General features: G+C 53.8%; 19 protein-coding genes. 6 read left to right on the top strand and 13 right to left on the bottom strand.

Annotated features, from left to right (window positions below; translation table 11 throughout):
• Positions 1–8 precede the first annotated feature (8 nt).
• The 3 genes from O2N63_RS12080 to O2N63_RS12090 are packed head-to-tail and all read right to left on the bottom strand — an operon-like array spanning position 9 to position 6,647.
• The gene (locus O2N63_RS12080; RefSeq protein ID WP_271054531.1) at positions 9–704 is read right to left on the bottom strand and encodes a Crp/Fnr family transcriptional regulator; all 696 of its coding nucleotides are present in this window, start codon (positions 702–704) and stop codon (positions 9–11) included.
• A gap of 31 nt (positions 705–735) precedes the next feature.
• On the bottom strand, positions 736–5,112 hold the full coding sequence (locus O2N63_RS12085; RefSeq protein WP_271054532.1) for an alpha/beta fold hydrolase: 4,377 nt from the start codon (positions 5,110–5,112) through the stop codon (positions 736–738).
• Positions 5,109–6,647 (bottom strand): hypothetical protein, encoded by a 1,539-nt coding sequence (locus O2N63_RS12090; protein WP_271054533.1) that lies wholly within the window; start codon positions 6,645–6,647, stop codon positions 5,109–5,111. Before O2N63_RS12090 ends, O2N63_RS12085 begins: the two co-directional genes overlap by 4 nt.
• A gap of 222 nt (positions 6,648–6,869) precedes the next feature.
• Here O2N63_RS12090 and O2N63_RS12095 point away from each other — a divergent pair, with 222 nt between their 5' ends.
• Together O2N63_RS12095 and O2N63_RS12100 are read left to right on the top strand one after the other, a co-directional pair.
• Complete coding sequence (locus O2N63_RS12095; protein ID WP_271054534.1) at positions 6,870–10,049, top strand: adenylate/guanylate cyclase domain-containing protein; 3,180 nt, start codon at positions 6,870–6,872, stop codon at positions 10,047–10,049.
• A gap of 147 nt (positions 10,050–10,196) precedes the next feature.
• Positions 10,197–10,640, top strand: a complete 444-nt coding sequence (locus O2N63_RS12100) for a PACE efflux transporter (protein WP_271054535.1) — start codon at positions 10,197–10,199, stop codon at positions 10,638–10,640.
• A gap of 348 nt (positions 10,641–10,988) precedes the next feature.
• Here the strand turns inward: O2N63_RS12100 and phoB are convergent, their stop codons facing one another.
• The 7 genes from phoB to O2N63_RS12135 all read right to left on the bottom strand — a co-directional run bounded on the left by phoB (position 10,989) and on the right by O2N63_RS12135 (position 18,489).
• Positions 10,989–11,678: a phosphate regulon transcriptional regulator PhoB gene (gene phoB, locus O2N63_RS12105; protein WP_271054536.1), complete on the bottom strand. Its 690-nt coding sequence runs from the start codon at positions 11,676–11,678 to the stop codon at positions 10,989–10,991.
• Between the two features lie 4 nt (positions 11,679–11,682).
• Positions 11,683–12,399, bottom strand: a complete 717-nt coding sequence (gene phoU / locus O2N63_RS12110; RefSeq protein ID WP_271054537.1) for a phosphate signaling complex protein PhoU — start codon at positions 12,397–12,399, stop codon at positions 11,683–11,685.
• A 17-nt stretch (positions 12,400–12,416) separates the two neighbouring features.
• Positions 12,417–13,214, bottom strand: a complete 798-nt coding sequence (pstB, locus tag O2N63_RS12115; RefSeq protein ID WP_271054538.1) for a phosphate ABC transporter ATP-binding protein PstB — start codon at positions 13,212–13,214, stop codon at positions 12,417–12,419.
• A 17-nt stretch (positions 13,215–13,231) separates the two neighbouring features.
• Positions 13,232–14,593 carry a phosphate ABC transporter permease PstA gene (gene pstA, locus O2N63_RS12120; protein ID WP_271054539.1) on the bottom strand — a complete coding sequence of 454 codons (1,362 nt, stop codon included), beginning with the start codon at positions 14,591–14,593 and terminating at the stop codon, positions 13,232–13,234.
• A complete protein-coding gene (pstC, locus tag O2N63_RS12125) occupies positions 14,590–16,056 on the bottom strand; it encodes a phosphate ABC transporter permease subunit PstC (RefSeq protein ID WP_271054540.1) in 1,467 nt (488 codons plus the stop codon). The genes pstA and pstC overlap by 4 nt, the downstream gene beginning before the upstream one ends.
• Positions 16,057–16,153: 97 nt before the next feature.
• Positions 16,154–17,191 carry a substrate-binding domain-containing protein gene (locus O2N63_RS12130; RefSeq protein ID WP_271054541.1) on the bottom strand — a complete coding sequence of 346 codons (1,038 nt, stop codon included), beginning with the start codon at positions 17,189–17,191 and terminating at the stop codon, positions 16,154–16,156.
• 269 nt (positions 17,192–17,460) lie between these two features.
• Positions 17,461–18,489 (bottom strand): ATP-binding protein, encoded by a 1,029-nt coding sequence (locus tag O2N63_RS12135; protein WP_271054542.1) that lies wholly within the window; start codon positions 18,487–18,489, stop codon positions 17,461–17,463.
• A 247-nt stretch (positions 18,490–18,736) separates the two neighbouring features.
• Between O2N63_RS12135 and O2N63_RS12140 the strand changes: the two genes are divergently transcribed.
• Positions 18,737–19,060: a hypothetical protein gene (locus O2N63_RS12140; protein WP_271054543.1), complete on the top strand. Its 324-nt coding sequence runs from the start codon at positions 18,737–18,739 to the stop codon at positions 19,058–19,060.
• A gap of 84 nt (positions 19,061–19,144) precedes the next feature.
• On the opposite strand, the gene O2N63_RS12145 is transcribed toward O2N63_RS12140, so the two are convergent.
• Positions 19,145–20,248: a DUF6456 domain-containing protein gene (locus O2N63_RS12145; protein WP_271054544.1), complete on the bottom strand. Its 1,104-nt coding sequence runs from the start codon at positions 20,246–20,248 to the stop codon at positions 19,145–19,147.
• A gap of 250 nt (positions 20,249–20,498) precedes the next feature.
• On the opposite strand from O2N63_RS12145, the gene O2N63_RS12150 reads away from it, so the two are divergent.
• On the top strand, positions 20,499–20,792 hold the full coding sequence (locus O2N63_RS12150; RefSeq protein WP_271054545.1) for a DUF6477 family protein: 294 nt from the start codon (positions 20,499–20,501) through the stop codon (positions 20,790–20,792).
• Positions 20,793–20,865: 73 nt separating this feature from the next.
• On the opposite strand, the gene O2N63_RS12155 is transcribed toward O2N63_RS12150, so the two are convergent.
• Both O2N63_RS12155 and O2N63_RS12160 read right to left on the bottom strand, forming a co-directional pair.
• Positions 20,866–22,410, bottom strand: a complete 1,545-nt coding sequence (locus O2N63_RS12155; protein ID WP_271054546.1) for a trimethylamine methyltransferase family protein — start codon at positions 22,408–22,410, stop codon at positions 20,866–20,868.
• A complete protein-coding gene (locus O2N63_RS12160) occupies positions 22,407–22,532 on the bottom strand; it encodes a hypothetical protein (RefSeq protein WP_271054547.1) in 126 nt (41 codons plus the stop codon). The genes O2N63_RS12155 and O2N63_RS12160 overlap by 4 nt, the downstream gene beginning before the upstream one ends.
• 87 nt (positions 22,533–22,619) lie before the next feature.
• Here O2N63_RS12160 and guaA point away from each other — a divergent pair, with 87 nt between their 5' ends.
• Together guaA and O2N63_RS12170 are read left to right on the top strand one after the other, a co-directional pair.
• Positions 22,620–24,179 carry a glutamine-hydrolyzing GMP synthase gene (guaA, locus tag O2N63_RS12165; protein WP_271054548.1) on the top strand — a complete coding sequence of 520 codons (1,560 nt, stop codon included), beginning with the start codon at positions 22,620–22,622 and terminating at the stop codon, positions 24,177–24,179.
• Between the two features lie 103 nt (positions 24,180–24,282).
• Complete coding sequence (locus O2N63_RS12170) at positions 24,283–24,576, top strand: putative quinol monooxygenase (RefSeq protein WP_271054549.1); 294 nt, start codon at positions 24,283–24,285, stop codon at positions 24,574–24,576.
• Positions 24,577–24,599: the final 23 nt, after the last annotated feature.

Genomic DNA, 24,599 nt, shown 5'->3' on the forward strand with positions numbered 1-24,599 from the left:
ACGCTTCTTTAACCAGCACTTAGCTGTTTCGTCACTTCAATGAGTTTTTTATGGGTATCGCGCGCAAGGCTTGCCTCGAGATTTGTCCTGATGTCGGGGTTTCTGCGGCACAACTCCTTGAGGGTGCCGGTCTCAATCGCAAACAGGCGGATCGGGCTGATCGCCTGCAAGGTTGCACTTGCGGGACCGCCAGAAAAACAGGTCAGTTCTCCGATGAAATTCGGCGCGGCCATTTCCCTGATCTGGGAGCCGCCTGCGCTGACCTGCACTTTTCCATCGGCCAGATAGTATAAAAATCCGATTTCCTGCCCCTGTGTGGTGATCGCTTCGCCCGCAGGCTTGTCGAACCAGATCCCGGCATTCAGCAACTGACGTGCCTCCAGAACGGGAAATTCGCTCAGACCGAGCTCGACCAGCGCACGCTCTTCCGGGGAAAATCGGACGCGCCGGGACAAGATGAAAAACCGCGTGATGCCAAAAATGCTGATCGTGATCCAGCTGATCTGGATGATCGCGGACCACAGGTTGAAATTCATCACCAGCGACAGCAGCACCAGCGCAGCGGCCATGAGGTTGAGACAGGCATAGGTATACCCGGCCCCCTGAATATACCCCAACTGCAGCGCGGCGTAGGAGCCGAGATAGAAGGCAACCCCCAGAAAACCCGCAATCTCGTAGACTTGCTGCGAAAACAGCCCTTCCATATCGGTTCGCTCCGTGATTTTCGGAAGAATGTTAACCTTTGTCGGCCTGAGTTGCAGGGTATTTGTTTAGCTCATGAATGATGGCAGGGAAGATATCTTTATAGGCCCTCTTTCCGATGAAAGTATCCATATGTCCGTAATCGGCAAACACCTGACGAGAATAGTTCTCATAGTCCGGATTTTCCGTACGAAGCCATTCATAGGTGTGCAGTGATGTATCGGGCGTAAATTCCAGATTGAGCGCCCCGGCAATAAAGTGGATCGGCACACGCAACCTTTCAGGATACTTTATATAGATATCCTCGCCACTTGCGCTGACCGCATATCCCTTCCGGGTTATCAGAGCGATTTGCTCAAAGGGTGTGGTCCCGATTTCCCCGAATACAGTCTGGATCGCATCATGGGTTGCCTCATTCAGGTTTTGGTGCAGGTAGGATGGCCCGTAGATGCCGAAAATCCGGTGACAGGTCGGGCTGTAACAGGGTGTACCATTAGGGAACGGCGCCCCCCAGAGCATGACATTCAACGCCTGGTCTTCATTGGAAGTACCGCAGTTGGGGTCAACGACCGATGTCGCGTTGATCGTTTTCATGCCCTCGAACAGCTTCGCGGTATCTGGCCCGATCACGCTGTCCAGAACGGGGTAGAGAGACTTCGGCACACCGTTTACGATCCAGGACGCCATCTTGGTGTCGGCCTTCAGCTTGTTGAACCAATTGGTAACCGGGTGAACTGTCAGTTGCGAAGACACAATCGACCGGATCTTGCTGGCATCAAGCTTGCCTGACAGAAGCGCCATCAGCATGCTCATTGATCCGACGCAGTGTACCACCGTCTGGACCTGCTTGGCGCCGGTGGCCTTGAGCACATAGTCGACCGCGGCGGGCCAATCCTCTTGCGCGATGTCATCGACGTTGAACGGCTGCTGGTTGGTTTTACCCAGCGCAGGGCTGGCGCGATAATCGAATAGCCAGACGTCATACCCCTCTTTACACAGGGATTCGACGATGTTTTCCTCCATGGTTTCCATAACGTAGGATTGCGCGACAACGCCAAATCCGGGCGCCAGGATCACCGGGCACTTGGCCGGGCCCTTGTTCTGCGCCGATCCGTTATAACGCACCATCTGCAGGTCAAACCCCGGTGCCGCTTTGAACGGGTGCCATTCTGAAATGACCTCTGGCAGGTTGCGCAATGACGCCCCTGAAACCGCCGGAAGCGGAGTAATCTTGTCGCGGGACGGGAAATTGTAGAGATAAGCCAGCATCCCGCCATAGGTACGGAAAATCAGTTCACCGAAGAACGCAGCGAACTTCAGCTGATAGTAATACTGCGTGTACTCCGCGGCAGCCTTTAACCTTTCCTTGTTATCTGTGATCGGCTCTACAGGATTGAGCGCCATATCAACGACGCTGAGAATGATCTGGCGCCGAATGTCCGGCTTCTTCAGATCTTCGTTCAGAATGCCATACCGGATGCCGCCGTAACCCAGTGGCTCTGGTACACAATCGAGCATGAGCTTGGTAAATACATTTTTGCCGTCATATTTATCCAGCTTTGGATCGAACTCCGAAGTCAACGTCGCCAGTTGCGCCAGAAAATCCTGCATCCCAAGCGTAATCACGCCACGCGCGACCGGGCCATTCGCATCGCTGATATCAACCGCCAAGGTCGTCAGATCCGTCCACCAGTTCGAGCCATCACGCCTGTGAAGCGTCTTGACCCCTTTGAAACCAAATCCTGTGGTGGCGCCGTCAGGCAGCATGTCGCAGGTATAGATCATCTGCCATGTTTCCACATCGGCCTTGTCAAGTTTCAACAGTTTGAACGTGCCGTTGCTGATCGTGTAAGTGACTCCTTTCCATTCGATTGTACCGCCAAGTTGGGCCAGATGTTTCGGGCAGGCCGTCAGCACCTCGATATCCTTCGTTGCTACCTTGAAATGAGCGACCAACTTTTCATTCTGTGCTTGGCCTCGTTTTGCAGCAATCTTGTAGGGATCGGAAAGGATACCCGTGCCATCGTTGGTAGCCGCGCTTACATGGCCCGTCATGGTTTCGTCGAATTTCAGGTCTGGTGCGAAATTGCCAAGTTGACGCTGCAACACCACGACCAGCTCGGCGTAATCTCCCGGATTGTCGCCTGCGGCTTCCAGCACCGGGTCCAGAACACCCAGTATCTCTACAATTGCAGGCGCAATGTCCTTGGAAAGTTCATATGAATGCTTCAGGTAGTGTTCAAACGGTCCCAGGTAGTCTCCATAGCCAAGATCAAACTTGTCATTCACTTCCTTGGCAAAATTATAGATCTGTTCGGCAGCGTCAGACGTTTTTTCATCCTTTATCTTCTGCTGTAGATCAGTCAGCCAGATCTTGGCCTCGGCAAGTCCTTTGACCGCCAGATTCCAGCCGTCAAAAGATGTCTGACCGGGAACCGGTTTTTTCACCGGCTGGTTCACCGCACTGTGCGCGACGTGTTTTTGACCCAGCCGTTTAATGAGGTTTTCCATCGCCCGTTCGGTCACCGCCGAAATGGTCAATAGAGGGTTCAGGCCTAGCGACGTGGGCATCACCGAGCCGTCACAAACATAGAACCCCTGGTAGACCTCGCTGCTGTCATCCGGGTTGCCAGTGAAGACACGGCATTCGTGGTCGACCACCCCCCGCGTCGCATCGTCCCCCATGATACAGCCGCCAACAGGATGCACGGTAATCAGCTGGTGCCCGAAATTTTCGTGCCAAAGCGGATTGGCCAGGTAATTACCCCAGATCGCATCAGAAGCGTTATGCAGCAATTTGTTGTCACGGTTATAGGGAAACTCGGTCCCGACACCGGGCCAGTTGACCTCGACCGTTTGGTGATCGGTGTTCCAATCAATGGTCCCGCCAGAGCTGTCATGCGACATCAGTAGAAACGACTGCGTGCGGCTCATGGCACCGGTATAGGCCAGCGTTGACAGGCCGCTGCCCGATAGGATTGCCGTTCCCAGATCCTGCGCGTCTTCGAGGCGCAACTGCGCGTCGGGGAAACGTGTCATCTGACCGTGCAGCGCCTCTTGCATTAAGAAGATCGCCGGATAGACCAGAGACAGGGCTCCGGGCGCGACGCCTTCCTCGATTACAGCAGCGCGTTCGACGGGTTCATCCTCACCCATTCCAACCTTGATGACGCCGGTAATGCAGGGGCCGGGTCGCAGGATCGAGTTTTCACCTTTTTCTGCCGGGGACAGCGGATAGTTTGCCCCGGCACCGACCCCCCAGATCGGCTCTCTTTCGTTGCCCGCCGCGCGGGCTTCGGGGCTCCAGTTGGCATCAAACGCAAAGCCAAGAACGTCTCCATTCCCGGAAAAACGTGTACCCAGTTTGTCCGACAGGAAAGTTACGTCCGGGTTGTTTTCGCGCAGCTTATTGCGGCTTCGCAGAAGGATTTCCGTCGACCCAAGTGTTCCTGCGCCCAGTACCACCGTTTTCGCGGTCAGGGTCGTTGATCCGCCCGCAGTGGAAAGGTCCTCGATATGCACATTCCAAGAACCGCCCTTTTCGACCGGCGGTGACAAATGAGTTACCTGAGCCTCAGTCACCAGGATCGCGTGGAATGAACGTGCGTAAGGCAGATAGTTCATCAACGTGGTGTTCTTTGCGCCATAGTTGCAACCGGCACAGCAATCCCCGCACATCGTGCAGGCAACCTGTTCGACACCTGCTGCATTCGGCCCGTCCTTGAAGGTGACATTGATATCCGGCCGGTGAAAAGGTTGCTGCAACGCGTCTGCCGATACTTTCAGCGCCTGCAACTTGTTTGGATTGAAGTCTTCCGGCAAAGGCGTGGCGCCCAACATCTTACGGGCGCTGGCATAATATTTAGCCAGAATATTTGGATACTTATCTTGGTCCTTATCCTTGTTCCTGTCACCCTCCTCGCATTTCTGCCGGAATTCCTTGGGCCAGTAATATTCGCCATCTGCCGTGGTTTGCCAAAAGGTCTTGGGGTCGGTTTCCAGTGACACATTTGCATTGATCAGCGACGTGCCGCCCAGACCGCAGCCGACGATCACGTTCATGTCTTTGTTGATCCGGATATCGAGCATGCCGTTGGGGTTGGGCGCGTTATCACCGCCAATGGCAGATTTCAGCTTGCCGCTTTCAGCTGTTGTCACCTGCGTCTCGCGGATCGCCGATTTCAGGTCGGTCGGATAGTGGCCGGGCAATATTTCTCGCCCGCGCTCCAGCAAGCAGACCTTCTGCCCGGCTTCTGCCAGACGTGCAGCGGCGATCGCGCCGCCATAGCCAGAGCCGACGACAATCACGTCGATTTCGGTCGAGTCCCATTGCTTGTCATGCACGCGTTCTTCGCGTGTTTTTTCAAGATCACTCAAAGCGATCGAAATTCTCTGGAACGTCAAAGTCATACCAAGCCCCCCGTTTTCTTTGCGTCTGCATCGGCTTTCCGGGCCATTTCAAGGATGAGATCCTGCCGCGCGCCGTAGGCCCGCGCCGCCGCAACCGAAAACTTGTTCCAGCAGGGTCTGTTTTCTGCCGGGGCTTCGAAGAATTCGCGCAGAGTCTGGAGCAGATTGTTGTCTTTTTCCGGCGTCGGATCCGTGGATGAAACGGCACCTTTGCCAAGATATTTGATATCGTGCGCATTGTTCAGATCGACATTCACCGGCGGCTCGAACAATCGCAACGAGGCGGTGTTCAATTGATCGTCAACAAAGACAACAGAGGCTCCCTCGACCGTGCTCATCAAGCTTGTATCAAGGATCCAACCGCCGGTGTTATAGATCGACACCGGGTCATCAAATCCTTCGACAACCAACTGATCTTCAAAGGGTTTATGGGTGTGACCAAAGACAACTGTTGTGCTGATTGGCATCCCGCCATGTCCATCGCCCGATCCGCCACCAGGGTTTGAAACAGGCAGACGCGAATGCAACTCTTCCCGCATCTGCTTTAGAACAGCACTGGAAATATAGTTTCTCAGACCTTCGATCGATGAAGCGGATAAATGCTGGGTATAATCATAGCGTTCCAGCTGCGAAAACTTGCCCACAATCGCATCCATGAAACCGGCTGTGATCATATCAAGACCGCCGGACACCGCTGGTGTATTGGGCAGGTTCAGGTTCTTGATCAGCCATTTCTTGAGAACCTGAGCCAACCTCAGGGTGAACTCGTCAGAGGCCCCGCCAGTCAGCAACAGCTGATATGCGATTGAGACATCCTTGCCCAGAAGCCCGGAATCTCCGATCGTGGACCAACCAAAATCAATCCACGTCCCGTTATACTTTTCCAGTTCTTCGCAAGACAGATCATCTTCTTTTAGCCCGCTTAGCACACCCAAAAGATCGCTCATCATCCGGTACATCGACTCGATGAAATGACCATGGTGGAAGACAATGGCACGATTTTCATCCTGCGACTGAATTCCGAAATTCGGATAATAAAGTGGCACGCGCACGGGCGTATCGAGCCCGGACAGAAGTTCTTCAAGCTTGCGAGACCGGGGGACATCGGACGCCGATGCAAAGGCGGGCGTCACATGCGAAAACCCCTTTTGCGAAAACTGCGGACTGTCAAATCTGGCTTCCGTCCACAAAGAGTGGTCGTGGTTGCCGGGGATGAAAGGCATGGATGTCGAAAAGCTGCCGGTTTCGTACAGCGGTGTCAGAAAGCCCTTCAACGCATTGAAGGTGCGATCCGGCGGCGACAGCGACAGATCCAGCCCGTCCCCGAGCAGAACCAGATCCGGCTTGCGGATCGTGGTTTGGTTGATGTGGCCGAGAAGCTCACACATTGCTGCGGCAAAGGTCTCTTCTATCGATGCGGTCGGTTTCCCGTTATGGAGGGGTGGTGTTTCATCCGTTGTCACCAGACTGGTCAGCGCGCCGGCATGCAGATCCGATATGCATACATGTGTGATAATCGGCTTAGTATCAGTCATTTGCTCTCCCCCGGATAATAGTTCGTTTTTTTTACTCACCTAACCGGATCGGAGGGAAATACGTATCCAGTGCCCCTCGTTTCCTTACTAATTGGTAAAGAATTTCCTCACAATTTTCATGATTTTGAATTACAATCAGTAATCCAGATCACACGATGAATTTTTTTGCTGCTCACAACCACAAGCAGACAAGCATTCGGAATAAATAACAAGGGAAACAATTTGCGCTCACCGAATTTGAACACCATCGACGCAGATGCAAATCCCGGGCAAAAGCGATGGGCCGCGGTTCTGTTTGCTGATCTGGAGAACTTCACCGCCATTTCTGAACAGGCCGGACCCGAGAAAACCTATGAGTTGATCACAAGCATCGTTCAGTCCTCCTGGCGGCTGGTCGAAAAATATCAGGGCAGCCCGATCGAATATGCCGGAGACAGCATTCTTGCAGCCTTTGGGGCGCCGATCGCCGTCGAAAATGCATCTCTGAACGCTTGTCTCGCTGCGCTGGCGCTGCAGGCGGAAATGGCTGGGCGTGCAGAGGAATTTCAACGGCAATTTGGTGCCAAGCCGAAGTTTCGGATCGGGATTGCCGGTGGCGTTATTGTCATTGGTACATTTGGTCTGGAGGCCAAGATGGATCTCAGCCTTGTCGGGGAAACCGTTAATCGAGCCTCGCGGATACAGAATTCTGCGAAAGCGGGCGAAATCCTCTGTTCCCAGTCGATCTGTGACCAGGTCAAAGGTCATGTTTCCATGACCCACCTTGGGCCGATAAAGCTTAAGGGTTTGTCAGGAGAGAATGAGATCTTCAGGCTCAATGGTCCAAAATCCAACATCTCGGAATTTGAAGGCCGGCTAGAGCGTGGCAGTAAAATGTTTGTCGGCCGCGAGGACGAGTTGGAAACCTTGTCCCGCTGGATTAACGCGTCTCCTGACACCGCCGGCATTATCCAGCTCCACGGCCCCGCAGGTATCGGCAAGTCCCGACTTTTATTCGAAGCGCTGAACCAGGGTCCCCACACAAAACGACGGATCCTGACGGCGCACTGCAACCGCGACATTTCGACAAAGTCGCTTGCTGCCTTCATCCCCCTGCTGCATAGCGCAATCGGCTGGAAACCGGATGATACGCGCGACAAACTTGAAACCGGCCTAAGCCGCCTGCTGGGACCCGGTGACCAAGGTGCCGAGCCACTGAGCGAGCTGCTTCTGAATTCTGACGATTGGAGTAAAAACGCCGATCACGATACAGCGGTCCATGTCCGCGCGGCGATTGTTAAGGCATTGTCCAATATCTGCTCGGACCCAGGAAACCTGGTGATCATAGAAGATGCTCACTGGATCGATCCGGTCAGCGCGGACATCTTGCGCAAACTGGCAGAGACCCGAAACGGAAACGTAAAGTTTTTGTTCAGCCGCCGCAGTGATCACACCATTGGCCGGATTAAAGATGTTGGCATTCACGACATCGCGCTGAAGCCATTGCTGCCTGCCAATATCAGCGAGATCATCATCGACCTCCTGGGGGTCGTTGCAATCCCCTACCCCCTGCTTGATTTTGTTACCTCGACAACCGAGGGCAATTCTCTTTTTGTCGAAGAAACCATCCGCTATCTGATCAGCTCCAATCAGGTCGTCGTCGAGAACGGCACCGTCTCATTCAAGCCCGACGCCAAATTGCAATCCACTTCGGGCAACCTGCAGCACCTTATCCTGAGCCGGTTCGATGCTTTGGATGCCTCGACAAAAGATGTCCTGCTGATTGCCGCAACCAAGGGTCGCAGATTTTCCGAGGACTTTATCTCGCAATGCGTGAAAGACCCTTCGGCGACGGAAAAGGCGATAGCGCGCGCAGCGACCGCGGGTCTGATCGAGCCGGATGGAGACGATGTATCTGGACATTGGCGATTTGCTCATGCCCTCATTGCCAATGCGATCAGCCAAAGCGTTCTTGCCCGACACCGTGCGCAGTTGCATGCGACCGTGGCAAGCGGGCTGGAAATCGACGAGGCGTCAGCCGCGACCTTTACCGAAGAGTTATCCTATCACCATGATCAGGCAGGAAATGCGGCCAAGGCGGTCTATTACCTATCGAAATCAGCGGAAAAGGCGCTTGCGATCTATTCCATCGTTCAGGCCGACGAAGCGCTGGAGCGCGCCTTTGACCTCATCGGGGAAAACCCGAATGTCGTAGGTAACACCCAATTCGCGGAAATGCTTGAACTTTGGGCGCGCACGCTGAATATCTTTGGCGATTTCAAGAAACTGAACATTATCGTCGAGAAGTATCTGCCGCGCCTGTCCGCGACAAGCGCGAGCAAGCAGCGGGCAATCTGCCTGACGCTGCAAGCCATTTCGCGCACTCACGCTGGCGAACGGACATATGCCATAAACCTGATCGAGCAAGCCGTGAAAATCTCAGAGGAAATCGGTGATCCGCACTCATTGGCCTGGGCAAAAGCCGCGATGCTGCGCGTTTATGTCGAAGCGGGCGTTGCAACGCTCGACGAAACAAAGGCGCTGTACGACGATATCCGTGCTTCTTTTGCGGAATTCAAAGACCCATCCCTGACCCAGATGGCGATCTATTCAATGTCGGCTGCCTATCGGGAAAGCGGCCAGCTCAGGCAGTCAGAGCGCCTTATCGATGAGATCGAGAACTACGGCCGCAAACACGGGGATACCCGCGCCCTGGGCATGGCGGGTTGGGCGCGAGCCATTAACAAGTGGTTGGCTGAAGACATAGAAGCCATGGCCGCCGCCGCCGATCAGGCAATGCAATACAGCCTTCCGGACACCGGCGACTGGAGGGTAGGCGCAATTAGCGAACTTGCGGTGGATCTCATGCAGAACAGCGGTTCGGAACGCGTGGATGAATTCCTTATTTACAAGGAAAATGCGCTGCATAGCGAAGACATGAGCCTATATCTGGCCTGTGGCTTTCAGTATTGCGTGCATTCAATGCGACGTGGCCGGGTGCGCATTGCGTGGAACGAATTGCAAAGTCTGGAAGAGGCAGCAGTGCGGGTTGGAACATCAGAGCAAAAGACCCAGATCAGCCTGCTTAAAGCGCGGTTGTTGATCGCACTTGCGGGCCTGGAAAAAAGCACCGCTGAGCGCCCCAAAATGGCTCTGGCAGATATCATCAGGGCGATCACCCTAAAGATCGGCGCTGTCAACAAGGCAAATCTGGTGTTGCATGACCTGTCGGATAGATATCCCTTCAAAACCGGTCTGATCGCCGCACATATCCAATTCGGTTTTGGCCTGATCGCCAAGTCCCAACGCCAGCAGAAACTGGCAAAAGAACATTTCCGAGCGAGTCATGACCTGTTTTCAGAAGAAGGGCTAACCCGTCGCGCGGAACAATCTTTGGACTTGCTGCAAGGCATCGACACGTAAGCATTACGCCCCCCCCTTCATTTAAAATCAGCCAGCTATGTGAACCGCTTCACAGAACATCAAGTGATTTCAATTCAAGACTTGGGTACGGCACGACGCCTGGGCCTTAAACCCAGCCCGTAGTGCTTGCCTGGGGAGGATGACCAGATGGCTTTGAGATCACGAAAAGAACGCATCGTCCAGACAATTAGTTTCGAGCTGGGTGGGCTGATGATTGCAGCACCACTGTATGCGTCAATATTTAATACCTCCTCAGGCCATTCACTCTCTCTTTTGTTGTGTATTTCTGCGGTGGTGCTCGCCTGGGCGCCCCTGCACAACACGTTTTTCGACAAATTTGATCTCTACGTCTTTCACCGATTGGCCAGCGACCGCCCGCACAGGTGGCGGGTGCTCCACGCGATTTCTCTGGAACTGTCGTCAATCACCTTGACCTTTCCCGTCGTCATGCTGATCAGCGGGCATGGTGCCTGGGGCGCCTTGGCTGTCAATGTCGGGCTTACGCTTTTCTACACTGCGTATGGTTATCTGTTTCACCTTATGTTCGACAAGGTGCGCCCGGTGCAATCGGGCACGTTGCTTTCCGAGTAACCACTGCGCTGTAGTCGGTTGCGACATTCGCTTATCTGAAGATGATTGGTGATCGCGTCTCATGAGTGATCTGCGATCTAAAACGGAAATCGGGGACCAGCCACCAAATTAAGACAGCTAAAGGCAGCTCTGGGCCATTCACGCGCGCCACGCCGGTTTAAATGAAGGTCCAGAAAAACTGTTCAGCGCTCTCTCGGCTGCTTTGCTGTAAACGTTCCCTATTAGTCGCCCCAAATCTGTTCTTCAGTTTCATTAAACAAGTGCTTGGCCCGCTGAATTTATTGAATTCTGAATCTCAAATTTTGCTGATTTCCACAGGATGAGAAGCATCCAACTCATGTTCAACTTTTATCCCAATGCGTATCCCGTCCCTCTGACGGTTCTCAGAGGATCATCTCCACCAAGTTTGCACAACGCCTTGCGCAATCGGCCAACATGCACATCGACTGTTCGTGTATCGACATAGATTTCTCTTCCCCACACACGATCCAGCAGTTGTTCGCGGCTCCAGACACGACCCGGTTTTTCCATAAAGGTCGAAAGAAGGCGGAATTCGGTTGGGCCAAGTTTGATCGGAACACCAGCTCGGGTTACGCGATGGCTTTCCCCGTCCAGCACAATGTCTTCAAATTCAAGCAATGCTCCGACCGACGCCGGGCGTGTGCGTCGTAATTGTGTGCGGATGCGAGCCATCAGCTCTGACACGGAGAACGGTTTGACCACATAATCATCCGCTCCCGTTTCCAGTCCACGCACGCGATCAAGTTCCTCAGAGCGCGCCGACAACATGATGACAGGAATTGAGCGGGTTTCCTTACGTGTCTTGATCTGTCGACAGATTTCAATGCCCGAGACACCAGGCAACATCCAATCAAGCAAAATTAGGTCAGGCATGATTTCATCGACCATGATCAATGCGTCATCGCCATTTTCGGCAATCGCCACCTCATACCCTTCTGACGCGAGATTATAGCGCAACACCTCCCGCTGCGCCGGTTCATCTTCTACCAGTAGCACACAGGGTTTATGGGCACCCATGATCTCAGACTCCGCTTGTCGGGAGTTCGTAGTTAACGGCGTTGCCCTTTGGTCGGGCTTCATCTGGCAACTCTCCGGTCACAAGATAGATCACCTGATCCGCGATCGTGGTCACATGATCCCCCATGCGTTCGATATTTTTGGCGATGAAATGCAGATGCATGCATGAAGAGATATTCCGTGGATCTTCCATCATGAAGGTCAGGAACTCACGGAACAACGCGTTGTACATCTGGTCAACTTCAATGTCGCGATGACGTACATCTTGCGCCAGTTCTTCATCACGGCGAATATAGGCATCCAGCACGTCAGACAGCATAAGTTGCACTTCTTTGGACATGCGGCTGATGGCACCCGATGCGCCATCAATTGGTTGCATATGAACCAAAACCGAGGTGCGTTTGGCCATGTTTTTGGCATAGTCCCCAACCCGTTCAAGGTTTGCCGCAATCCGCATGACGGTCAGCACGGTTCGAAGATCAGATGCAATCGGTTGGCGCAGGGCCAGCAACCGCGCACATTCTTCTTGAATGAGCGTGTCCATCGCATCGATCTGCTTGTCGCCGCGCCGGACCTGTTCTGCCAGCTCTTCATCGCGCTGTTTCAGCGATTTGGCACCCTGGCGAATGGCTTCTTCTACCAGCCCGCCCATTTTCATCACATGAGCCTGGATTTCTTCCAGATCGCGGTCAAAAGCGGATGCAATATGTTGGTCATTCATGTTCTTGTCCCCTGCCCTTAACCGATCCGGCCCGTGATGTAAGCTTCTGTGCGGCTGTCTTCGGGATTGGTGAAAATCTTAGTTGTGTCATCATATTCTACCAGGTTGCCCATGTGGAAGAACGCAGTTTTCTGGCTGACGCGAGCGGCCTGTTGCATCGAGTGGGTCACGATCACCACGGCAAATTTCTCGCGCAACTCGTCGATCAGCTCTTCGACTTGCGCGGTGGCAATCGGGTCAAGCGCCGAGCAAGGTTCATCCATCAAGAGAACTTCCGGTTCGGTTGCGACCGCGCGGGCAATGCACAGGCGCTGTTGCTGACCACCAGACAATCCGGTGCCCGGGGCGTGCAGACGGTCTTTTACCTCGTCCCAGATCGCCCCACGACGCAGAGATTTTTCAACGATCTCATCGAGTTCCGCCTTATTGCGAGCAAGGCCGTGGATGCGAGGACCATAGGCGATATTGTCATAGATCGATTTCGGGAACGGGTTTGGTTTCTGAAACACCATGCCCACTTTCGCACGAAGCTGCACCGGGTCGACCCGCTTATCATAGATGTCTTCGCCATCCAGCAAAATATCTCCTTGGACCCGACAAATGTCGATCGTGTCATTCATCCGGTTCAGGCAGCGCAGAAAGGTCGATTTCCCGCAACCCGACGGCCCGATAAAGGAGGTCACGGTCTTGTCCTGGATCTCGACATTCACGTCTTTGATCGCATGGGTGTCGCCATAATGGACCTGCACGTTCTTGGCAGAGATCTTATTGGTTTGCATGTCCACGGTTCTTTCGATTTTCGTCATGTCGTTCATATGTGTGGTCCTCAGGCTTACCAGCGGCGCTCGAACCGGCGGCGCAGGAGGATTGCGATGATATTCATGGTCATCAGGAAAAGAAGCAAGATGATGATCCCGCCCCAGGCGCGTTCGTAATAGGCGGGGTCGGCGCGTTTTGCCCATTCATAGATCTGTGCAGGCATGGCCGAATTTGGGCTGAGGAAGCCGTCAATCAACCCTTCTGGCGGGTTTGAGGCGATATATCCCACCATACCGATCAGAAGCAGCGGCGCGGTTTCACCAAGTGCCTGCGCAAGACCAATGATCGTACCGGTCAGGATGCCGGGCATGGCCAGCGGCAGCACGTGATGGAAGACGGTTTGCATCTTGGATGCGCCAACGCCCAAGGCGGCTTCGCGGATCGATGGCGGGACAGCCTTGAGTGACGCGCGGGTCGAGATGATGATGGTTGGCAGGGTCATCAATGTGAGTACCAGACCACCCACCAGAGGAGCGGATTGCGGCAGATGGGCGAACTGAATGAAGACAGCCAGACCGAGGATACCAAAGACAATCGAAGGCACCGCGGCGAGGTTCGAGATGTTCACCTCAATGAGATCGGTGAACCAGTTCTGCTTGGCGAACTCTTCCAGATAGATCGACGCGGCCACACCGATTGGCAGCGCAGCGGTCAGCACCACCAGCATCATGTAGAAGCTGCCCAGCATCGACACTCCGATGCCCGCCTGTTCCGGGCGGCTTTCTGAGGCGTCCGCGCCGGTGATGAAGCTGAGGTTGAAACCTTTGTTTACCACACCGGTTTCGCGCATCTGGTCAACCATATCCAGATGCACAGGTGTGAGGTTCTTGTCGCGCGCCAGGCTTTCACGGCTCACACGGCCCTTGAGGTATCCATCCACGCGGGATGAGGCCAGGAGTTTGAATTCAACAGTGTCGCCAATGCGATCCGGGTTGGCGACCACAAATTCACGGATCTGCGCGGCGGCACCCGAGGACAGCAGCTTGCGCAGGTCCTTACCTTTTGAGAACGGGTTTTCTATCCCGCCTTCTTCGAGCGCACGTTTGATTGCGGTGTCGATCAGCGGGTTATACCCAAATGTTGTGACCTTCTTGATCTTCTCAATGTCTCGGGTGCCAGATTTGTCCAGTTTTGCCTCAAGCAACTCAACTTGCAGCGTCAGTTTGGTCTGCTGGAACGCACCGACCCCTTTGAACAGGATTGAGCTGATCAAAAGCACCAGAAACACCAGGCCAATCGCAATTGCTGTGATCCCGTAAATACGGAACCGTTTCTCAGCCGCGTTGCGCTGTTTGGTGTGCGCATCTTGCGTCAGAAGCGAGCTTTTAGCGTGCGGAGTGGCTTCGGGCACGCCGTTTGCGGTCATGTCGGTCATTCGTATTGCTCCCGATATTTGCGCACAATCAAGAGTGCCAGCACATTGAGGCCGAGGGTGAGAATAAAGAGCGTCATGCCAAGAGCGAAAGCGACCAGCGCCTCGGGGGACGCAAAATCGGCGTCGCCGGTCAGCTGCGACACGATCTTGGCGGTCACGGTGGTCATGGCTTCAAACGGGTTCATCGACAGCCGTGCTGCGGCCCCTGCCCCCATCACCACAATCATGGTTTCGCCAATGGCGCGACTGGCAGCTAGAAGGATGGCGCCGACGATGCCCGGAAGCGCCGCGGGCAGCACCACTTGGCGTACGGTTTCCGATTGGGTTGCGCCCAAACCATATGATCCGTCCCGCATCGCCTGCGGCACCGCGTTTATGATGTCATCGGACAGAGAGGATACGAACGGAATGAGCATGATGCCCATCACAAGGCCCGCCGTCATCACCGAGCGTGCACCCTGCATCCAATTCAGCCCCTCCGCACCGAACACGTCTACCAGCATCGGACCAACGATAGTCAGGGCAAACAGACCGTACACAATGGTCGGGATCCCGGCGAGCACTTCAAGCAGAGGCTTGGCCACCGCCCGGGTCTTGGCCCCGGCATATTCCGACAGGTACACCGCCGCAAAAAGACCGACTGGGACGGCCACAGCCAGCGCAACAATCGAGATATATATTGTGCCCCAGAGAAGCGGCAGGATGCCCAGATGCTCGGAGCCACCTCGCCCTTCAGGCGACCATGTCAGACCAAACAGAAAGTCCCCCATTGGGAACATCCCAAAGAAACTGACCGTGTTGAAAATTAGCGACAAGACAATGCCCAGTGTAGTCAGGATTGCAATCGAGGCTGCCCCGATCAATACCATCTGAACACCCCGTTCCACGAGATTACGTGCCCGCAGGTCGGCATGGGTTTTGAAAAACGCGGCCAGAAAACCAGCACCAGCAATAACCAGAACAACCACCGTCATAATCCAATTGCCGGTGAGGGTTTTTTCACGGAACTTAAGCGCCGCTGAAAGCACGTCTTCGCTTACATCCGATCCAAGGGCAACGCCAACAGTACCCAGCAGAGCGCGAATGTCGGTGTTGCTGGTAGAGAGCGTTTTCAAAGCCGCGTGTTCCAGCGCTCCTTGCGCAATCGCAGCATCCAAACCGTTCGCAACGCGACCCACATCGCTCATGATCAGGTTCAAACCACCTGCGTCATCGTAGGAACCGGCCGGGATCATTGCGGAAACCGCTCCATTGACCATCAGCGGTTGGATAACAACCCACAAGACCAGAACCAGCACTGCCGGCACGAAGGCCAGCATTGAGACGTTGAACCCGTAATAATTGGGCAGCGAGTGCAGGCGCCGCCGGTCACCCTGGACCGACCTGAGCGCCCTGCCCCGACCTATGACAAACCCAAGGGCGGCCAGCGTCAAGATTGTCAGGAGGAGAAAGGAAGCGGACATGTTGGATATCTTATTCAGCAGAGGCGGATCTTTCCCCGATCCGTATGGGGAGTGGCGGCGCGGAGAGTTCCGCGCAGCCGGATCTTTTCAGGACCAATCAGTTGGTCAGGGCTGTTTCGTTCGCCACAGCTTCTTGAGTTGCGGCAAGTTCAGGATCAGCGACCAGGCCATATTCCGACAGCGGACCGTCGGGGCCGGCAATCTCTTCTGCCACAAAGAACTCAGCGAATTCTTTCAGACCCGGGATCACTCCGATATGGGCCTTCTTGATGTAGAAGTAGAGCGGGCGCGATACAGGGTATTCGCCGGTTGCAATCGTGTCGGTGGACGGGGTCACACCCGACATGGTCGCGACTTGCAGCGTGTCGGTGTTGTTTTCGTAAAACGCCAGACCAAAGATGCCGATGCCGTCTTTGTTGGCGTCGATCGAGGCGAGAGTTTCGGTGTAGTCGCCATCGATATCCACCGATTTGCCATCGGTACGCACCTTGTAGCATTCCTTTGCGGCGGCTTTCTTGTCACCGCCATTGGCTGCCATGAAGGCATCAAAGGCTCCGGTGGCTTTACAGCCAGCTTCCATCACCTTCACTTCAAACACTTCGCGGGTGCCGTGTTTGGTACCCGGAATAAAGGCGGCGATGTCAACGGCTGGCAATTCGGCGTTGAATTCGTTCCAGCTGTTGTAGCTGTTGTCGACCAGCTTGCCGTCAACCATCACCTGAGCACTCAGTGCGTTGTAGATGTCTGCGGGTTCAAAAGTCGAGAAATCCGGACCGGTGAGCTGCGAGGCAAACACGATGCCGTCATAACCGATCCGCACTTCGATGATGTCGTTCACACCAGCTTCGGCGCATTTGGCGATCTCTTTGTCTTTGATCTTGCGCGAGGCGTTGGCGATGTCGATGGTGTTTTCACCCACACCTTCACAGAACCGTTTCAGGCCCGCCGAGGAACCGCCTGATTCAACGACCGGAGTCGGGAAATCGAAGTTTTCACCGAAGGCTTCGGCTACAATCGAAGCGTAGGGCAGTACCGTAGACGAACCCGCAATCTGTACTTGATCACGAGCTGTTGCGACGGTTGCAGTTGCGGCCGTCATGGCCAAGGCGGAAGCGGTCAGCTTAACGAAAGACATTGTCTTCTCCTGTTTACATCATGCCACCCGATCAGGTGACTTGGCGCCGTGCTAAGGTGCTTGGACAAAGCTTTTGTGACGCTTGTGTAACAGGAGTATGACAGTCGAAAATATTGCACGAATTCTGACGCTTAAGATCAAGAGGGCGCTGTCTGAAATCGGAGTTTGTGGGTGTGAATGATGAATTATGACAGTGAGATTAAGGAATCACTCAGAGTAATTGATATTTTCGTCATATTGGGTCGTCACGCGTAACTTGAACCGCAGATCTATGTTTTTACAGGAAGGCAGACCGTAAACCGACTTCCCCTCCCCTGTTCACTTTCAATCCGCAGACGTCCGCGATGGCGATTGACCACATGTTTTACAATCGCCAGCCCCAGGCCCGTACCGCCAACTTCACGAGATCGGTGTCCGTCGACACGGTAAAACCGTTCGGTCAATCGCCCGATATGATGGGCGGCAATTCCATCCCCTTGGTCTTCAATGGTGACGCATATCGCAGGTCCTCGAATGCCACGGCGGCTTTTGTGCCGATTAACCAAGACCGACACCTTGCCCGAGATTTTCCCGTATTTGATCGCATTTTCGAGAAGATTGGTGAAAACCTGAATAAGTTGGTCCCGGTCCCCCGGGACCTTAAATGGCAGGTCGTCCGAATAGTGAATTTCAAAATCGACATCCTGAGCGCGAATAACCCCCGACAATCCATTCTCGACAGTGTTCAGAATCTCGGCGATCTCGAGTGGGTCCGTGGGGCGCATACGCTCCATATCCTCCACCCTGCTCAGTGACAGCAGGTCGGAAACAAGCCGGTTCATTCTGCCCGCTTCTTGTTCCATGATGTCGAGAAAGCGGTCCCGTGCTTCTGCGTCATCGCGGGCCGGGCCACGAAGAGTTTCGATGAATCCAGATAGTGCAGTAAGTGGTGTACGCAACTCGTGGCTTACATTGGCCACGAAATCCGACCGCATCTGCCCGGCTTCTTCTTTGTGGGTCTTATCGATGAAACTGATCACGGCACAGCCGTCAGATCTTGGAATCACATGGGCTTCATAGATCACATCGCGACTTGCCTCGGTGGTCAAATATCGAACCGGAGACAAGGTTTCACCTTCCAAAGCATGACCAATCCGGGCAAGCAGATCTGGCTGTCTCAGTACGGCCGCATAAAGCCTGCCCACGGTTCGTTCCCCAAACAGATCCAACGCTGATCCGTTCATTCCTGTGATCTGTCCGGAGGGTGAAATTACCATTACAGGTACCGGAACCGGGTCATATGTGTCACTCGGGTCCATTTGGGATCCTTCACAAGCTTTGTATCAGGTTCAAGTTTCTGCGCGTGTTACTTCAATCTGTAAAGGGTGAACCAGGCGAAGACACACGACAAGTTTACTCGTTGATGTTGAATTGCTTGCGAAATCACGCCATCTATAATTGACGAAGCGTTGGGGATTGGCAAAATTGGTTCCGCGATTAATGCAATAATTAGGCGGGCTTAAATGCCAAATCCAAGATGGACATGTGATATCGATGAATAAACTTATGAGTGCCACGGTCATACTGGCCGTTGGGGATGTTGTACCGGATACGGATCGAACGACTAAATTCCCCGAAAGTGAGAAAATTCAGTATTTGAAAATTTCTGACATTAACGCCGAAGTTTTGAGGTGGCGCCGCCCGCTCATGATTATCTCGCCGCTCATGTGCAACAGTTTCGACAGTCTTGAACTGGCGGTGAAATTGCAGGAGCTTGGATATACAGGCAAGTTCAGAGTGCTGGCGCCGAACGTTGCAAATCCCAACATGATCCTTAAGGAAATCGCGTCACAAGCGCCATCCATAGATATTGAAATCATGAGTTCGTAACTGGATGAAAGCATTCTTACTCACTGATTTTGCCGATCGATTGATGATGTCCCATTCCTGATGTTTTCCGACCTCTGTTTGTTCTCAATAAATCAGATCATGGTCGTCTCCACCTTGTGCCGCATAATGACGTTCAAGATACTTCAGAGCGACCCGCAGCATGAATTTCCCTGATCTTGCAGGCATTTTCAGCTCGGCCTCCATACGCTCCATCCCCTTTTCAAGGCAGCAGACGCCGTATGCCATCTCAGCCAACTCAGGGCCAAGCGCATTCAGGGCATCCACGATTCTTTGCCTTGCGTCGATCATGCGGTCTGCCCGCGATCCAGATCTTTTTGGCGTGTTGCGAAGGCCGGACATGACACCTGACCATCCCGAATTCTGAGAGGTTTCTAATTGTGACAGAGCGAAATCACGCTGAAAACGATCTGCGGCTTCGATAAGCCGATTATTGAGATAAGGCTGTCCGGCAGAACGGCTTCTGGCCAGAACGCGGATTGGGGTTTCTGAACCTGAGCTTCGCCTTCCTGTATTATTTGCTTTTTTGTGTGCAGATGAAGATGATTTGCCAAGAAAACTCTGAGAGGTCTCCGAAAAACCAACGGCCCTTCCTTCAGCTTTCGCCATCATTCGGTTCAACGCAACGCGACCTGACGGCGTAATCCGATAGCGGGACACTGCCCCAGATGACGTGCCTGATATCCACTCGCGCAGCGCCAGGATCTCCGCGACTTCACGAGGCGCTTTGCACAGTTGAGCCGGGGTGTCACCGTCGCGCATGTCCAAAACGACTGCGGTGTCGACGCCTTTGGTGATCGCCAAAAGCGTGCTGTCCTTCATCAGATTGCGCAATACCCGAGTGGCGTGTTTTGAGATGACATCGTTTTCAGATCCCAGATCTATTGGATCGGAAGCATCTCCTTTCCAGCTCAGCGAATCTTCTTTTTGATCACACCATGACCGGGCGACCTGGGTGAGTAGATTATCCACCAACGGATCGTCACGCCGTCCCTCAGTTTTTTGAACCTGACGGAGTACCGTTGATGCATGCACCCCCTTTTGACGTGCTAAAGCGCGAATGGTTTCCCCCCGCTCGGTGTGCTCCAGATACAGTTTCACCGCAGCTGGCAACCAAGGAATTATATCACCGGTACAAATCTCTAGTTGTTTCGAGTTCGAAAACCCCATCCATGTCCCCCTTCGAAGCAGAACGTATTCTTAACGCAGTCTACTATGGTTGACGCTCTACCAGTGGTTGCACATCCTGTTTTTCACCAGCTAGCATGCGATTGGTTACTGAAATATTAATTGTTCAGTGTGTCACCCAGTTTTGTTGCCAAATATGAAACAATTGTTAAAACAAGCGCGCGCTGCAATTTGTTGCGCAACACTCCTATAGGTTGTGTTTTCTTGACGCCAATCGAGGAAAGGAAATCACATGACCGATGCGCTTGACCTGCTTAAAAACCTACATCGCCCGCGGCTTCTTATTCGTGCTGCGCGTTTTGGTTTGGTGGACTATAATCGAGACAGAGATCTGAAAAGGCTCATGAAATCGTCTTCAACTCCTGCCCCCGCACGCGCCGTTGATCGCTTGGTTGAACAAGAGGCTCGGCTAGAAGAACATCGACAGGCTGGGGATGCAGGCTATTCGGTTGCGCGCCATGTGGATGTTCTTATCGCACTTATGGCAGAAGCCCGGCTTTTACCTCGAACAATTAATCGGGTCTGAAGCTAGACAATAGAAAAAGGGGGCCGTTAAGCCCCCTTACCTAGTTATTCATCACTTGGAACAGGTTTGAACCTTACGAAAACGCATCCGGCATGGATGCTTTTTTCTCAGCAACATACGAAGTCAGAGCTTCGTGAATGCCGGCATCCATGGATGGTTTTTGATAGTCCGACAGCATTTTCTGCACTTTTTCGGCAGCCAGTTGATAGGTGTCTTTGCCACCTTCCTCTTCCCAGGTTTCAAACGGCTTGTAGTCCAGTACGTCTGAACGCCAGAATGCCGATTGGAAATTCGCCTGAGTGTGTGCGCAGCCCAGATAGTGACCGCCAGGGCCAACTTCACGGATTGCATCCATGGCCTGTGCATTTTTATCATGCGCGACACCAGAGGCGATCCCGTGCAGCACACCAAGCTGATCTGCGTCCATTACGAACTTCTCAAAGCTCGACACCAGACCGCCTTCCAGCCAGCCACAGGAATGCAGCATGAAGTTCACACCCGCAAGAAGGCCTGCATTCAAAGAGTTAGCGGTTTCATAAGCAGCCTGTGCGTCAGGCAGTTTCGATCCGTTGAACGAGCCTGCCGAACGATAGGGCAGACCCAGGCGGCGGAACAGCTGACCACAGCCATAAGTAATTTTAGCGGCTTCCGGCGTTCCGAATGTTGGTGCACCCGAATTCATGTCGATCGACGACACAAAAGTCCCGGCAATCACCGGAGCCCCTTTCCGGATCAGCTGTGAATAGGCCACACCGGCCATCACTTCGGCCAGAACCTGCGTCAGCGTACCGGTCACCGAAACAGGCGCCATGGCGCCGCCGACGATGAAGGGCGAAATGATCGCAGCCTGGTTGTTCTCTGCAAAGACTTCCAGCGCGCCCATCATCACATCATCAAACTGCATGGGCGAGTTGATGTTGATCAGAGAGGTGGTCACGGTGTTTTGCTGAACGAAGTCTTTTCCGAACAGAATGCCACACATATCCACGGTGTCCTGCGCCCGTTCTGGTGCGGTCACGGATCCCATGAACGGTTTGTCGGACAATTCCATATGCGCCATCAGCATGTCGAGGTGACGCTTGTTCACCGGCACATCGGTCGGCTCACAGACGGTACCACCTGAATGGTGTAGCCATTTCGACATATAGCCGAGTTTCACGAACTTCTCGAAATCTGCCATGGTGGCGTAACGGCGACCACCATCAATGTCGCGCACAAAAGGAGGACCATAGACCGGGGCCAGAACCAGATTGTTGCCACCGATGACAACGCTGCGTTCCGGGTTGCGGGCGTGTTGAGTGAACTGGCTTGGCGCGGTTTTGCACAACTCGCGGGCCAGACCTCGCGGAATGCGCACGCGCTCTCCGTCGACATCAGCACCAGCTTCTTTCCAGCGCGCCAGTGCCGCTGGGTTCTCAACAAAGTTTACGCCGATTTCTTCCAGAACGGTCTCAGCGTTATATTCAATGATTTCGATCGCTTCATCATTCAAAATCTCGAGATTCGGAATGTTGCGTTCGATGTACTTCGCCGTTTCAAACGACACTGCGTTGCGTTCTGCGCGGCGGGCAGCACCCCCGCCACCACGACCCCGTCTGCGTGCGCGAGCCTCGGTCATGTCATTTCCTCCGATATGTCGGTCAATCCTGTTTTAATCGGGTTTACACCGGCAAACTGGTCAAATCCCGACCGAAACGGCGCGTAGGGGGCAAAAACGACATGCTGTCGGATTGGAGTCATGAAAATTCTGGTCTGAATATGAATGAATTTTGCACAGGTTCACGCGAGGGACTTGCGAAAAACCGCCCTCTGTCCTAATGGCATTGCATGACAGATCAGAGCCACGACCGCCTTCTTATTATCGACTTCGGCAGCCAGGTTACGCAGCTTATTGCGCGCCGCCTGCGCGAGCTGAATGTCTATTGCGAAATTCACCCCTATCAGAAAGTCACGATGGAGTTTGTGCGCGAGATGGCGCCCAAGGCCGTGATCTTCTCGGGCGGGCCCGATAGTGTGACCCGAGAAGGGTCGCCGCGTGCGCCGCAAGAGATATTTGATTATGGCGTTCCAATCCTGGGCATCTGCTATGGTCAGCAGGTAATGATGCACCAGCTTGGCGGTAAGGTGGAGAGCGGTCATGGCACCGCAGAATTTGGCCGTGCTTATGTGACAGAAACTCAGAAACTGGACCTGCTTGAGGGCTGGTATCAGGATGGGGATGAACAAGTTTGGATGAGCCACGGCGACCACGTATCGGAAATCGCTCCTGGTTTTGAAGTCTTTGGTACATCCCCCAACGCGCCTTTCGCGATCACCGCTGACAAGGACCACCATTTCTATGCGGTGCAGTTCCACCCCGAAGTGCACCACACGCCGAACGGTGCAAAGCTTTATGAGCAATTTGTAAAGCTCGCAGGTTTCAAAGGCGACTGGACCATGGGCGCCTATCGCGAGGAAATGATCCGCAAGATCCGCGAACAGGTGGGCGACAAGAATGTCATTTGTGGCCTGTCTGGTGGTGTTGATTCATCCGTTGCGGCAATTCTGATCCACGAAGCAATTGGGGATCAGCTGACCTGCGTGTTTGTCGACCACGGTCTTCTGCGCAAGAACGAGGCCGAAGAAGTCATCGGCATGTTCCGCGACAATTACAACATTCAGCTGATCCACGCCGATGAATCGGATTTGTTCCTGGGCGAGTTGGATGGGCAGTCGGATCCGGAAACCAAGCGTAAGATTATCGGAAAGCTGTTCATCGACGTGTTCCAGAAACATGCCGACACAATTGACGGTGCCGAATTCCTCGCGCAAGGAACGCTTTACCCGGATGTGATCGAATCGGTCTCTTTCTCGGGTGGCCCTTCGGTAACCATCAAATCTCACCATAATGTGGGCGGTTTGCCAGAAAAGATGGGGCTGAAACTGGTTGAACCGCTGCGTGAGCTGTTCAAAGACGAAGTCCGCGCCTTGGGTCGCGAACTTGGTCTGCCGCAAAGCTTCATTGGGCGTCATCCCTTCCCGGGGCCGGGTCTTGCCATTCGCTGTCCGGGTGAGATCACCCGCGAGAAGCTTGAGATCCTTCGTGAAGCTGATGCGGTCTATATCGACCAGATCCGCAAACACGGCCTTTATGACGAAATCTGGCAGGCCTTTGTGGCAATCCTTCCAGTTCGCACTGTGGGCGTAATGGGCGATGGTCGTACCTACGATTATGCCTGTGCCATGCGCGCGGTAACGTCTGTGGATGGTATGACCGCAGATTACTACCCGTTCACTCATGAGTTCCTTGGCGAAACGGCCACGCGGATCATCAACGAGGTAAAGGGCATCAACCGCTGCACTTACGACATTACCTCGAAACCTCCGGGAACCATTGAGTGGGAATGATCTGAATTCACCCTCATTCACACCAGATTGCGCCGCCCTACGTAACGGGCGGCGTTTAAAATTGTCGCTCGATTTTTGATCTGGCAATTGTTAGCCCTGTGTCATGACACAATATTTAGAAATCGTACTGACGGGCTATATTGATGTGCCTGAGGACCGGTTGACCGCCGTTTCAGCAGCGCTCCCTGCCCATATTTCCCTGACCCTCGCCGAACCCGGCTGCCTGTCTTTTGAGGTGCTCCCTGATCCAGATGTTCCTGGCCGGTTCAATGTTTCAGAACGATTTGCCAATCGCGCAGATTTTGATGCCCATCAATCGCGCATGAAATCATCACCTTGGGCAGACGTCACCAAGGGCATTCAGCGGCACTATCAGGTGTCCGAGATCGCAAAATGACGTCAACCACCCGGGCCGCAATC

It is taken from the genome of Aliiroseovarius salicola, assembly GCF_027891095.1.
Lineage (GTDB): Bacteria > Pseudomonadota > Alphaproteobacteria > Rhodobacterales > Rhodobacteraceae > Aliiroseovarius > Aliiroseovarius salicola.